Genomic DNA, 12,648 nt, shown 5'->3' on the forward strand with positions numbered 1-12,648 from the left:
TATTATGCAAAGTTTAGTTAATATTTATCGCTTAGGGATTAAAGAGTTATGGGGTCTATTGCGTGATCCTATCATGTTGTTGTTAATTGGCTATTGCTTTACCTTTGATATTTACATTGCCGCAACAGCTACTTCTGATTCGTTGCACCATGCTTCGATTGCAGTTGTTGATGAAGATGACTCACCGTTATCACGGCAAATTATTGCAGCATTTTATCCGCCAATGTTTAATGATCCCGTTAAATTATACTCAATGAACGATGTTGATCATGGTATGGATACGGATAATTATACGTTTGCTTTAAATATTCCGCCTAATTTTCAACGTGATGTGCTAAATAGTCAAAGTCCAGAAATTCAACTTAATATTGATGCAACACGAATGGGGCAAGCATTTGTTGGGAATGGTTATATAACACAGATTGTTACTGGTGAAGTGACTGAATATGTTAATCGTTACAGTAAGGCAACTAATTTGCCCGTTAATATACAAGTGCATACTGCATTTAATCCTAATTTAACGCGATCTTGGTTTGGTTCAGTCATGGAAATTATTAATATTGTGACAACATTATCGATTATTTTAACTGGGGCCGCCTTAATGAAAGAGCGGGAACATGGTACGATTGACCATCTCCTTGCTATGCCTGTTACCCCTTTTGAAATTATGCTCTCCAAAGTATGGTCAATGGGGCTTGTGGTATTAATATCAACATGGGTGGCATTGTTGTTAGTTGTTCATAGTTGGCTAAAAGTACCAATTGCAGGTTCGGTAAGCTTATTTTTGATTGGAGCTGCATTGCATCTTTTTGTTACAACGTCACTTGGGATATTTATGGCAACAGTAGCAAAATCTACTGCGCAATTCGCAATGTTACTAATTTTAGTTTTATTACCACTACAAATGCTATCTGGGGGTAGTACTCCGCGTGAAAGCATGCCTGAAATTGTGCAAAACATTATGATGTTTGCTCCAACCACGCATTTTGTTGAATTAGGGCAGGCAATACTGTATCGAGGTGCTGGCTTAAGCGTGGTTTGGACTTCATTTGCGTGGTTATTGGTAATTGGTACTGTATTCTTTTTAATTGCTTTAAGACGTTTTCGTAGTTCAATTGTGAATATGGGCTCATAATGTCCTATATTTTATTACAAAATTAGTACTTTTATTTTTAACAAGAAGGGTTATTTTAAATATTTATGAAAATTTCTAGCCGTAATTAATTTTTCTGGTACTTTTAAATACATGCACAATATTTTTGCTAAAGCTGATAATCTTGTTAAAATCCATTTAATTGAATAAATGCCTCATCTATCGCCATGAAGTTCGTAATTGCAACTGAGTAAAGTAATTTGCTTGCGAATTTTCGGGGGGGATTTGATGAGCAGGCATGCCCATAGGAACAAGCGGTTTTAACTCATTGGAACGAGCAATAACGCAACCATCATTATTAGATAGTTAGACTAAAAATACTGAGAAAGGTAAGATATTTTTAACTTAAATAGTCAAAATTGCATTACTGATTTTACAATGACTCATAAATGATTTACATTATGCCAGTCATTAATTGATTATTTCTAAACAAACTTTACTATATACTGTTTTCTTTATTTATTGCTTTTATGTAAATATCTACAATAAAGCTTTATAGCAGCAATTATTATATAAATTAATTAAATCAATTTATTAACTATGATAGGTGTATTTTTTTATAACAAATAATACGTTATAAAAAAGAATTATTTAGGAAGTTTTAGTGTTATATTAATTTTTACTATAATTTAACGTTAATACTTTATGTTTTCTTATCTATTTATTTTTTAAAGAAATAAAACTCTACTATCAGCAAGTTTTGAGCAAAGTTTTAATAGTTTTTTGTGTTTTTAAGACAGTTTGCAGACCTTGATTTACACAAGGTCGAGAAGAATAAGTATAATAATGCCTAAGTTACTATATTTTACATTTGAATATAACAAAGGTTTTTATTAGAGAATGTCTTTAATTAAGCATACTAAGTGCGAAATAGCATTTAATAATATCAAGTTTCAACAACGAAGAATATTGTCTTACATGTAATAAATATATTCGATTTTGTTACCCACTTATTTTAGCTAGGTCAATAAATATAATATCTAATCTGAAGTTACCGACCAATTACCGAATTTGTATTTTTAGTAATATTATTTTAGGAGTTTTAAAAAATGAATCTGATCTGGTCAGCAGTTGGGCAAGTTGTTAGTTCTTGTCTTCCGGTTTTTTTGTTAATTTTTCTTGGTTGGCTATGTGTACAACAAGGAATTTTTTCAAAGGATTCTAAAAAATTATTATCAGGGCTTGTATCAAACTTTGTCTTTCCGGCTTTACTTTTTGTGCATACGTCTCATGCTAAACCTTCGCAAATATTCAATGGAGTTTGGATGATTGCGTTTTTCTGTACTATGTCATTTTTATGGATAGTTTGTTTTTTAACTAATAAATACATTTTGCATAAAGAATTAAAGTCGACGGCTATGAATGCAATGCTATGCTGCTTTCCAAACATGGGTGGAATGGGAGTACCTTTCTTAACATTAATGTTAGGAGCTGCTTCAACTATTTCGGTAGCGATTGCTAATTTTGTTGTTGCATTATCATTGATTCCAATGACAATTTTTTTATTAGAACTTTGTGATACTAAAATATCGGGTGGTAAAGTTACCGGTGGTATGATCTTTAGTGCGGTAAAAAATTCACTTATGAAACCTATGTTTTTAGCCGTTATTTTAGGGTTAATTGTAAGCGTTACCGATGGCACTAAATGGCTACCACATTTTGTGTTTAACACCTTTGATATTATGTCAAATGCTTGTAACTTTATTTCACTTATTGCGGTCGGTGTTGGTATTCATGGTGTTAAATTGAAATTGTCTAAACCGTTAATGATTAATGTTGTGTTGAAAAGTTTTATTACACCAATTGTTGCACTTATTTCCGTATATCTGTTTGGTATCACAGGTATGGAAGCAGAAGAATTAGTCTTCTTATTGGCAATGCCAACAGCTTCGACAGCAGTTATTTTGGCTTACAATTGGAATGTTGAACAAGAACAAGCATCAAGCATTTTCTTTGCATCAACGGTTTTATCTATCTTCATATTACCAACCTTGCTACTTATTATGGACTTCACCATTCCCGGTGTTGCTTAATAATAAATAAAAGCTAAATATAAATGCCCTCATTGAGTTTTAAACGAGGGTATTTATTATCGATTACATGTTTTTTTTGCAAATAACTTTCTTTAATCATTTTTTCTCATATGAGGTACCTTATGGTATAAAAAACACTAAGCTATAAGTATAAAATAGCGATGATAGCTAACAGGTTAATTGCAATAGTGTACACTTTGTCATGCAAATAACTAAATGCTGGCAAAGATCGTTCCTTTCTGGCATAAAGGTAAAAACAGAGTCCCATACTATAGAGTATCATCGACAGTAATAAATAAACTGTGCCACCAGCATAAATCAACCATATGCCATAAAGCGATCCTAAAGCGCCAATCATAATTAAGTAGGCTTTACCTTGTTGAACGGCTAATTTAAAAACAAAGAGAGCCGCCAGTAAATAGGGAATAAGCACCATTGAGGTTGATAATTGGATTAATGTGTTGTAGCCAGATTGATAGTAGTGGGCAAGGATAATTAATACGGTTATTAAACATGTTGTTAACCATAATGCGTTGGATGGCGTGCCTGCTTTGTTGAGTTTTCCAAAACAACTTGGTACTGTGTGTTGTGTGCCTTGGCCAGCTAAAAATAGCATTTCGGCCGCTAGCATTAACCATGATAGTAATCCACCACTGACTGACACAATTAAACCAATATTAATTAATGTTGCTCCCCAGCTGCCTACTACATGTTCAATAACAAGTGCCATGGAAGGGTTTTTCATTTGAGCAAGTTCTTGTTGTGGCACAATACCAAGCGATAACACAGATACGCAAACAAGTAATAAGCTGGTAATAGCAAAGCCAAAAAAGGTAGCTCGGCTAATGCTGATGATGTTTTTGGCTCTAGCAGCATACACAGTTGCGCTTTCAATCCCTAAGTAGACCCAAACGGTATAGAGCATGGTGTTTTTTACTTGCTCGATAATTGAGCCTAATTGCGGTGTTCCCCAAAAATCTATCTTAAATGTCGATATTTTAAAGGCAAGGCTAACACAAACAATAAATAAACCAATAGGCACGATTTTCGCTAATGTTACTAGGCAATTTAATAAAAAAGCACGATATATTCCTTTTAATACAAAATAGTGCACTATCCATAAAAATATGATAGCCGTAATAACGGCAGGTAATGTGGTACCATGACCAAAGAAGCTCAAGCAATCAAAAGATCCTAATGCACTAAATAAAATCACTAGGTAGCTGGTGCACGACATCCATGCTGATATCCAGTAGCCCCACGCGGCATTAAAGCCGATATAATCGCCAAAACCTTCACGCACATAACCATATAATCCATCATTGATTTTGTAAAATCGAATCGATAAATACTGAAATATCCGTGTTAGCATTAACATGCCAAATAGGGTTATTATCCATGCAATTAAAATAGCGCCAGAGCCCGAACTTTCGGCCATGTTTTGTGGTAGGCTGAAAATACCGCTGCCTACAATACTGCCAACCACTAACAGTGTGAGTGGCAGGATGCCTAGCTTTTTTCTTACCGATGTATTCATGTTGTTGTCTTATTATGTGGTTTAGTAAGGTTAATATTTAATATAGATCGATTAAAATCTTAGTGACATGCAACTTACGCCACCATCAATCTTTTGGTATTCCGATGTATCAACTTCAATAACTTGGTAGCCAAGTTTTTCTATTTTTGCTTTTGTTGTTGGATAGCCCATCGGCATTATTACGTGATCATTAACCCAAATACAGTTGGCAGCATAACTTTCTTGTTCGGGAATTTCGATAATATTAAAGCGTTGAAACTCAGGTTTAGTTATAAATTCGCCTGCTGCTAATAGGTTGTTGTTTTCTAAATAAGCTAAACCTGTTTTTAGATGTAATACTTTTTCAAGCTTAACTACCGAACCAGTTAATCCGTACTTCTCTAAAATAGCTATCATTTGGTTAGCACCAGCTTGGTTGGTTCGAGCAGATAAGCCAATATAGTAGTGGTTTTCAACCATCATAATATCACCCGCTTCAACGGTGCCTGGTGCGGTGATTCGCTCAACTTTATTGGGATAAAATCGCTCAATGGTGTCTGATATAATTTCGGTTTCTGCTCGGCGACTTTCTGCGCCAGGCCTTGTAATAATTGCACAATATGGGGTACAAAGCACAGCGTCTTCAACAAAGACTGAATCAGGAAAACGTTCGTCGGGTGGTAAAATAGTGATATCAACATCGCACTGCTGTAGTGCTCGAATGTAATAGTTATGCTGATCTAAGGCCTTTTGATAATCAGGTTTACCCAAGTTAGCTGACGTTAATCCGTTAATTAAAGATTTGGCGGGTGTTCTTGCAATAATATGGTTAAATTTTTTCATTCTATCTATTTCCTTTGTTTTAAATAATTATGCTTTATTTATGAATAATAATTCACATTTATATCTTTATCAAGATGTAAAGTGTATTTTTATTCGTTTTTGGAGGTTTTGTTGGTTTTTTATCTTGATTTATTTAGCTGAATTTAGATAGAGTGGTGGTACATATCTATTTTTATGCAATGAAAATGACTAACTTATTTTATTTTAGAAAGGAAAAGAGATAAAAGTATTCAAAATAAAAAAAGGCACTAATTGTGCCCTTAATAGTAATTATTCGCCGTCAAAATTAACTAAAGTAAAGCAATCAATTCCCATATCCGTTAACTTTGTTTTGCCACCTAAATCTGGTAAGTTGATTACAAATGCGGCGTTTTCGGCAATGCCACCAGCTTTACGAATTAAATTCGCTGTTGCAGCAATTGTTCCACCTGTAGCAAGTAAATCATCAATAATTAATACTCGTTCACCTGGTTTAATGGCATCAGTGTGAATTTCTAACGTATCTGTACCGTACTCAAGTTGATATTCTTCTTTAAATACGTGGCGAGGCAATTTATTAGGTTTTCGAACAGGAATAAAACCGACACCTAACGCTAACGCAATTGGTGCAGCAAAAATAAAGCCTCGAGCTTCTGTGCCTACTACTTTATCAATTTTTTTATCACGATAATGATCAATTAATAATTCAACAGTGGTTTTAAATGCAGCAGGATCAGCAAGTAAACTTGTGATGTCACGAAACAAAACCCCTTCTTTTGGATAGTTGGGAATAGTAAGAATGCTGTCTTTAATTAATGCAAGTTTTTCTTGTAACTGATTCATCTAAATGCTCTCTAAGTTCTTCTATAAGAGTTGCTAATCTTACATTATATACCTGCAAACTTTTTAGTTGCAACAAAGAAACCGTAATATCATGCTGAAACCTAGCAATACTTATAATTTAAGTAATAAAACTGCCATTACTGTATTTAGCACAGCAATTATAATGGAACAATTAAGAATGTCTTTTTTCATGTTCAATTAACCATCGTTTCCTTTCTAACCCTCCGCCATATCCCATTAATTCACCATTTGAGCCAATGACTCGGTGGCAAGGTATGATAATTGCAATTCGATTAAATCCATTTGCGCTTGCAACTGAGCGGATAGCATGTGGATTATTGATGTTTTCTGCTTGCTCTTTATAGGTAGTTAGTTTTCCATAAGGGATTTGTTTTAAACTGTCCCAAACAGTTCGCTGAAAATCTGTTCCAGGAGTATGTAATTTAACTGCAAAATATTTTCTTATTCCTTGAAAATATTCATCAATTTCATTTTTAGTTTGAACAATATGGCTATTTTCTCCAAAAATAATTTTTGTATTAAGTTGTGTTTGTAATTGTTTAAATTCTGTTTCTAACATTCGACGATCCACGAATTCTAATAGGCAAATACCTTGATTAGTGGCGAAAATAAACATTGGTCCCAATGGTGTAGTTAGGCGATTAACCAAAATAATTTCGTTATTAGTATTTTGAGATGGGGCATTTTTCATTATTTTTTTGTAAGTGTATCCAAAACCACTTAATGACTCATATCCTGTATCATAAGCGGTATTAATGACATTTTTACCAATTTTAAGCTCTTGAAAGGCATTATTTATTCGATACATCCTTTGATAGGCTTGGAAGGTAATACCATAATTTTTTTTGAACCAGCGTCTGATCGTTTCGGGGCTTATTTGATGCTCTTTTAATATCATATCGGATATTTTTGTTTTAGGATTTTGGGTAATTAATGCGATAGCTTTAATGACTTCTGATGGTGCTGCGTTAGAATTTTCAGTTGGTTTGCAAATTTTACAAGGACGATATCCAGCATCAAGAGCTTCTTTGAAAGTGCTAAAAAATTCTACATTTTCATATTTTGGTTTCTTTGCCCGACAAGTTGCAATACAAAATACCGAAGTTGTTTTAACTCCAGCATAGAATGTGGTTATATTTAATATATAAATATTGACGTAATAAAACCTTAACCATTTAATGATTGTTGATTAAGGTTTTTGTTTAATTTGTGAATAAAGGAGAGGTGTTTAACGATTTTGCGACAAAACTATTAACTGATAGTGCTGCATTAAGTTTGCCTTGAATGGCTAATGCTTGTTGCTTTGATTCACATTGGGTAAAAACACATGCACCAGTTCCTGTTAATCGAGTTATACCATATTGGGAAAGGTAAGTAATTATTTTATCTATTGTTGGATAACGTTTCCTAACTACTTCCTCACAATCATTTTTTAATTCGTTAAACTTCAATGAAAGTAAATCAGTAATGCTTTGAGCTGGCGTATTGCGAGTTAGCTCAGGAGCATTAAATATTTCGACTGTTGATATTTCAATATTAGGGCAAGTGACTAAATACCAATATTCAGGAATATCTACAGGGTGAAATTGATCGCCAATTCCTTCGGCAAAAGCCGCATGACCATAAATAAAAATAGGGACATCGGCACCAATTTTTCGTCCTATATCCATTAGTATTTCGGTTGATAAATTAAGTTGCCATAGCTGATTAAGTGCTACTAATACTGTTGCAGCATTAGATGAGGCTCCTCCTAATCCACCACCCATAGGAATTTTTTTATCAATTGTAATATCTACACCTAAATCATTACGGTTGGTATAGGATTTCAATTGTTCAGCAGCAACAACAATTAAGTTTTTATTAACGGGTACATTTGTAAAATCGGTTAATAAGTTAATTTTATTATCTTGACGAACATTAAAGATTAGGATGTCGCAATAATCAATAAATTGAAATAACGTTTGCAAATTATGATAATTGTCAGAACGGCGTCCAATGATATAAAGGAATAAATTTAATTTAGCAGGTGATAACCACTGTTTCATACTATTATCCTTTATCGTAAAATCCAGTCACTAATTTTTAAGCGAACAACTTCGTCATCATGCGTAAGCTCTATAGTTGCAGGTAAATCTATCTTTTTGTTTTGATAAGTATAAGTAGAGTAACTTGGAATTTTTAATGTCCATTTATTGTTATTTTGTATAAAGACAGTTGAAAGTAATCTTCCTGAACTATCTAACTTGTCAGTATTGATGTTGTCTGAAAATCCTTTTAACCAATTATGCAAAGAATTAAGTGGAATATTTACATTGGATATCTTTTTCATAAGATTTTCAACATTGGTATCTTGGTAATTTCTACCGTCTTTATCAACCAGTTGGGCATAATTAGGTTCGGCGTTTAATGTTAAAATATTGCTACCAATGGGGGAGGTTAATTTAACTTGGTAGTTATCAGTTGATTGTTGAGCTATTAAAAATCGTCCATAATTACGAGATTTATCACTTATGTAAGCTATACTACCTTTAACTTGGAATGTGTTTATTTGTTTTAGATTTTGTTGGCGGATTTGCCACTGCTGTTCAATCGAAGTGTTGTTTTGAGATTTTGTTATTTGGCAAGCGGTGATAAGTAAAGGTAATATGAAAACAAATATATATTTGATTTTAGACATAAAATAACTCTTAGTTGTTAGTGTTTGTGTCAATAAGTGCAGTATTATAACTGATAATTTACTGAATAAGAAAAAGAACCTTTACTGTTTTTTATGTATAATATGGAAGTTTAAGAACTGTTAATAAAATAATATATCTAATAACCTTCAAAAAAGAAGTGATGCAATGTCTATTACAATTTTTGGTGTTAATCATAAAACAGCGCCAGTTGCTTTAAGGGAAAGGCTTGCTTTTCCTAATGAGATTGTCGATAAAGCACTATACAGCTTATACCAACATCCTTTAGTTGATGGGTGTATTATTTTGTCTACCTGCAATAGAACAGAAATTTATCTTAGTTATGAGCATCAAACTGACTATCTAAGATTAAAACAATCTGTAGAAAGTTGGTTAGGACAATTTCATCATCTTGATGTTGATCTATACCAAGATTCATTTTATTGGTATGACGGTCAACAAGCTGTTGAACATTTGATGTCGGTAGCAAGTGGTTTAGATTCTATGATCATTGGTGAGCCACAAATTCTAGGGCAAGTTAAGCAAGCATATAGTTTTGCTCAAGAACAAAATTGCTTATCTGTTCAATTAAAAAAACTATTTCAAAAAGTATTTCATGTGGCGAAAATTGTCCGTAGTGAAACCAATATTGGCACTAATACAGCATCTGTCGCTTATGCTGCTTGTTTAGTTGCTCGCCATCTTTTTAGTGATACCTCTAATTTAAATATTATGCTTGTTGGCGCAGGTGAAACAATAGAGCTTATTTCACGTTACTTAAAGCCGCATGGATTTAATCAAGTTATTATTGCCAATCGAACCCGTGAAAAGGCATTAAAACTTGCGGTTGATATTGATGCAGAAATCATTTCATTACCTGATATCGCTAATCGACTTAAAGATGTTGATATTGTGATCAGCTCAACAGCGAGTCCTTTACCTATTATAGGTAAAGGCATGGTTGAGCGCACTTTACGAGCTAGAAATCATCGTAAAATGCTGTTTATTGATTTAGCTGTTCCTCGCGATGTCGAGGAAGAGGTTAGTCAACTCAATAATGTGCATCTTTATACTATTGATGACTTACAAAAAACGGTTGAAAGTAATTTAGAACAAAGAGCTATTGCCGCTAAAGAAGCGCAATATCTTATTCAAGAACAAGCTGAACTTTTCATTGATTGGCTTAAGACTAGACATGCAGTTGCTTATGTTAAGCAGTATCGTAGTAATGCAGAAAGTATCAAACGTGAGTTACAAATAAAAGCCTTAAATGCCATCAGGCAGGGCGCTAACATTGACGATGTTTTTGCTGAGTTTTCACATCGCTTAACCAATAAATTAATCCACGCACCGACTCAAACATTACTTCATGCAGCTACACATGATTGTGATGACTGTTTTAAAGTATTAAGTAAAGGGTTAGGATTAAAAGAACATTAGTCAATATGTCGTTTTGCTTAGGAAACGAGGAATAAATTGGATCAGATTGAATTTTTTGATATTCCAAGCCCGTGTAAACGAGTTTGTGTAACTGATAAACAAGGCTATTGTATTGCTTGTTATCGCTCAAGAGAAGAAGATTTAGTTGGTTAACCTTGAGTGATAGCCAAAAGCAAAAAGTTTTGCGTTTATGTAAACAACGGGCATTAAAACGCCGTTATCTATTATCAAAACAGCAACGACAACAACAAGAATTAAATCCAGTAACACCTCAATTCGATCTTAATTTCTAAATCTATTTATCTATTTTTAATATATATTGTAATCTTGTTTAACTCAGAGTAGGATTTTTATACATATAAAGATGGCAATTATTTAGTCACCTTTTTAATATTATTGGAATTTAAAATATGAAAATGTGTATTGCATGTGGCATGCCAATGACTGCTATTGCTGATTATCCATTGCTCGATATGTCTAAAAACTATTGTAAACATTGTGCTCATAAAGATGGCAGAATGAAAACATTTGATGAAAAATGGCATGAAGTTACATTACAATATGCTCAAAATCACAATGTTGATAATGCAGTAGCTAAACAAACTGCTTATATAATCCTTAAAAAATTACCTGCCTGGAAAAGGAAGGATTAGACGTTTTTTTAGGCAGATAAATTGCTTTATGAATAATATCTGTTGCAGATATTGCAAAGCTTAGTATAATGCCAACGTTTACTTATTTGCACTTCAAATGCCAGTGTGGCGAAATTGGTAGACGCAGCGGATTCAAAATCCGCCGCCCTTAAAAGCGTGTCGGTTCGAGTCCGACCACTGGCACCAATAAAATTAATCACCTATCTTAACTTTTCTTCTGTTGTAAATTATCAAAAAATAACAAGTGGCGGTAAAATGGCGGTGGATATTTATTTTTAAATATAAAATCTAGCTAGCCATCTCTTTGTTCTAACTTTCTTGTTTATTTCCGATTTTTATGCGATTTCATATAAAACATACAAAAAAATCATCATGTTGATTAATTGATTATAAAATTTTTGCTTGATAATAATTCCTGTAATTGTAACTATCCCCTAAAATATTACAGCAAAAAAGTAGAAAATTCTCTATGATAAAAGAAAAGGGGATTTAATTATGAAAAAAATGACCGAACATCAAATCGTGGCTATTTTAAAAGAAGCTGAAACTGGTATTCCTGTTAAAGAGCTGTGCCGTAAATATAGCATGGGTAATTCAACTTTCTATAAGTGGCGAGAAAAATACGGCGGAATTGAAACTTCGGATATCAAACGCTTAAAGGAGCTTGAAGCCTAAAACCGCAAGCTTAAGCAGATGTTTGCCGAGCTGAGTTTAAAATCACAGCTTCAGGAAGAAATCATAAAAAAGCTTTAGTGCTCACAAAAAGGCACGTAAAACGTGGGCACAGCAACTACAACAAAATCATTCGGTTAGTATTGCTATGAATTGTGCCATTGTTGGCTTAAGCCGTTGTGCTTACTATTATCAACCTAAGTTACAGGATGATTCAGTGATTATTTCGGTGTTGAATGCTATCACAGACCGGCATTTACGCTGGGGCTTTCCTAAATGCTTTAATCGTATTAAAAAGCTCGGCTATAAATGGAATCATAAACGGGTGTATCGGGTGTATTGCCAATTAAAGCTTAATCTCAGGGTAAAGCGTAAAAAACGTATTCCTCCACGATGCCTGGAAAGGTTATTAGTCCCCAATAAACAAGGTGAGTGCTGGTCAATGGATTTTATGAGTGACAGTAGTCGTAATCAGCGTCACTTTAGGACATTCAATGTCATCGATGACTTTAATCGTGAGGCGTTAGGCATTGATATTGCAGTAAGCTTACCAGCAGGGAGAGTTACCCGTTACTTAGATAAATTGGCTGAATATCATGGGTATCCATTAAAAATACGCGTCGATAATGGGCCAGAATTTACAGGAAAAACCTTTATAAACTGGGCTAAATCACATAATATAACCATTGATTATATCCAGCCCGGTAGCCCTTATCAAAATGGCTATATTGAACGATTTAATCGTACCTATCGTACTGAAGTACTCGATTTATATCTTTTTAACAACTTAGCACAAGCAAAGAGAATAACCGAAGAATGG

Annotated in this window: 13 protein-coding genes, 1 tRNA gene and 1 pseudogene; 9 read left to right on the forward strand and 6 right to left on the reverse strand. The window is 33.7% G+C overall.

Annotation, left to right across the window (positions count from 1 at the left end; translation table 11 throughout):
• The first annotated feature begins 4 nt into the window (after positions 1–4).
• Together A9G43_RS09370 and A9G43_RS09375 are read left to right on the forward strand one after the other, a co-directional pair.
• Positions 5–1,135 carry an ABC transporter permease gene (locus A9G43_RS09370; RefSeq protein ID WP_065608556.1) on the forward strand — a complete coding sequence of 377 codons (1,131 nt, stop codon included), beginning with the start codon at positions 5–7 and terminating at the stop codon, positions 1,133–1,135.
• A 1,067-nt stretch (positions 1,136–2,202) separates the two neighbouring features.
• Entirely contained in the window at positions 2,203–3,186 is a 984-nt protein-coding gene (locus A9G43_RS09375; protein WP_065608558.1) for an AEC family transporter, read from the forward strand.
• A 142-nt stretch (positions 3,187–3,328) separates the two neighbouring features.
• Here the strand turns inward: A9G43_RS09375 and A9G43_RS09380 are convergent, their stop codons facing one another.
• The 6 genes from A9G43_RS09380 to lolB all read right to left on the reverse strand — a co-directional run bounded on the left by A9G43_RS09380 (position 3,329) and on the right by lolB (position 9,065).
• Positions 3,329–4,723: a basic amino acid/polyamine antiporter gene (locus A9G43_RS09380; RefSeq protein WP_065608560.1), complete on the reverse strand. Its 1,395-nt coding sequence runs from the start codon at positions 4,721–4,723 to the stop codon at positions 3,329–3,331.
• Between the two features lie 51 nt (positions 4,724–4,774).
• Positions 4,775–5,545 (reverse strand): dimethylargininase, encoded by a 771-nt coding sequence (gene ddaH / locus A9G43_RS09385; protein WP_065608562.1) that lies wholly within the window; start codon positions 5,543–5,545, stop codon positions 4,775–4,777.
• Between the two features lie 270 nt (positions 5,546–5,815).
• The gene (gene apt / locus A9G43_RS09390; RefSeq protein ID WP_065559991.1) at positions 5,816–6,367 is read right to left on the reverse strand and encodes an adenine phosphoribosyltransferase; all 552 of its coding nucleotides are present in this window, start codon (positions 6,365–6,367) and stop codon (positions 5,816–5,818) included.
• Between the two features lie 172 nt (positions 6,368–6,539).
• Positions 6,540–7,571: a bifunctional transcriptional activator/DNA repair protein Ada gene (locus A9G43_RS10800; RefSeq protein WP_081298106.1), complete on the reverse strand. Its 1,032-nt coding sequence runs from the start codon at positions 7,569–7,571 to the stop codon at positions 6,540–6,542.
• Positions 7,572–7,590: 19 nt separating this feature from the next.
• Entirely contained in the window at positions 7,591–8,433 is an 843-nt protein-coding gene (gene ispE, locus A9G43_RS09400) for a 4-(cytidine 5'-diphospho)-2-C-methyl-D-erythritol kinase (protein ID WP_065608566.1), read from the reverse strand.
• 11 nt (positions 8,434–8,444) lie between these two features.
• Positions 8,445–9,065 carry a lipoprotein insertase outer membrane protein LolB gene (gene lolB, locus A9G43_RS09405; RefSeq protein WP_034914549.1) on the reverse strand — a complete coding sequence of 207 codons (621 nt, stop codon included), beginning with the start codon at positions 9,063–9,065 and terminating at the stop codon, positions 8,445–8,447.
• A gap of 166 nt (positions 9,066–9,231) precedes the next feature.
• On the opposite strand from lolB, the gene hemA reads away from it, so the two are divergent.
• The 7 genes and pseudogenes from hemA to A9G43_RS09435 all read left to right on the forward strand — a co-directional run.
• Positions 9,232–10,503: a glutamyl-tRNA reductase gene (hemA, locus tag A9G43_RS09410; RefSeq protein WP_065608568.1), complete on the forward strand. Its 1,272-nt coding sequence runs from the start codon at positions 9,232–9,234 to the stop codon at positions 10,501–10,503.
• Positions 10,504–10,539: 36 nt separating this feature from the next.
• Positions 10,540–10,656, forward strand: a complete 117-nt coding sequence (locus A9G43_RS11165) for a DUF1289 domain-containing protein (RefSeq protein ID WP_218056512.1) — start codon at positions 10,540–10,542, stop codon at positions 10,654–10,656.
• A gap of 2 nt (positions 10,657–10,658) precedes the next feature.
• Positions 10,659–10,796: a hypothetical protein gene (locus A9G43_RS11170; RefSeq protein WP_218058661.1), complete on the forward strand. Its 138-nt coding sequence runs from the start codon at positions 10,659–10,661 to the stop codon at positions 10,794–10,796.
• 117 nt (positions 10,797–10,913) lie between these two features.
• A complete protein-coding gene (locus A9G43_RS09420) occupies positions 10,914–11,156 on the forward strand; it encodes a zinc ribbon domain-containing protein (protein WP_065608570.1) in 243 nt (80 codons plus the stop codon).
• A gap of 99 nt (positions 11,157–11,255) precedes the next feature.
• A tRNA-Leu gene (locus A9G43_RS09425) sits at positions 11,256–11,342 on the forward strand.
• A 309-nt stretch (positions 11,343–11,651) separates the two neighbouring features.
• A complete protein-coding gene (locus A9G43_RS09430; protein ID WP_141674063.1) occupies positions 11,652–11,831 on the forward strand; it encodes a transposase in 180 nt (59 codons plus the stop codon).
• Positions 11,832–11,934: 103 nt separating this feature from the next.
• A pseudogene (locus tag A9G43_RS09435) lies at positions 11,935–12,648 on the forward strand (IS3 family transposase); the annotation flags it as partial.

The sequence above is a fragment of the Gilliamella sp. Occ3-1 genome, assembly GCF_001690655.1.
Taxonomy (GTDB): Bacteria; Pseudomonadota; Gammaproteobacteria; order Enterobacterales; family Orbaceae; genus Gilliamella; species Gilliamella apicola_P.

Coding starts and splice junctions, on each gene's coding strand:
- apt (WP_065559991.1), bottom strand. CDS start 6,367: ATGAATCAGTTACAAGAAAAACTTGCATTAATTAAAGACAGCATTCTT.
- A9G43_RS09370 (WP_065608556.1), top strand. CDS start 5: ATGCAAAGTTTAGTTAATATTTATCGCTTAGGGATTAAAGAGTTATGG.
- A9G43_RS09430 (WP_141674063.1), top strand. CDS start 11,652: ATGAAAAAAATGACCGAACATCAAATCGTGGCTATTTTAAAAGAAGCT.
- ddaH (WP_065608562.1), bottom strand. CDS start 5,545: ATGAAAAAATTTAACCATATTATTGCAAGAACACCCGCCAAATCTTTA.
- A9G43_RS09375 (WP_065608558.1), top strand. CDS start 2,203: ATGAATCTGATCTGGTCAGCAGTTGGGCAAGTTGTTAGTTCTTGTCTT.
- A9G43_RS09380 (WP_065608560.1), bottom strand. CDS start 4,723: ATGAATACATCGGTAAGAAAAAAGCTAGGCATCCTGCCACTCACACTG.
- hemA (WP_065608568.1), top strand. CDS start 9,232: ATGTCTATTACAATTTTTGGTGTTAATCATAAAACAGCGCCAGTTGCT.
- A9G43_RS09420 (WP_065608570.1), top strand. CDS start 10,914: ATGAAAATGTGTATTGCATGTGGCATGCCAATGACTGCTATTGCTGAT.
- ispE (WP_065608566.1), bottom strand. CDS start 8,433: ATGAAACAGTGGTTATCACCTGCTAAATTAAATTTATTCCTTTATATC.
- lolB (WP_034914549.1), bottom strand. CDS start 9,065: ATGTCTAAAATCAAATATATATTTGTTTTCATATTACCTTTACTTATC.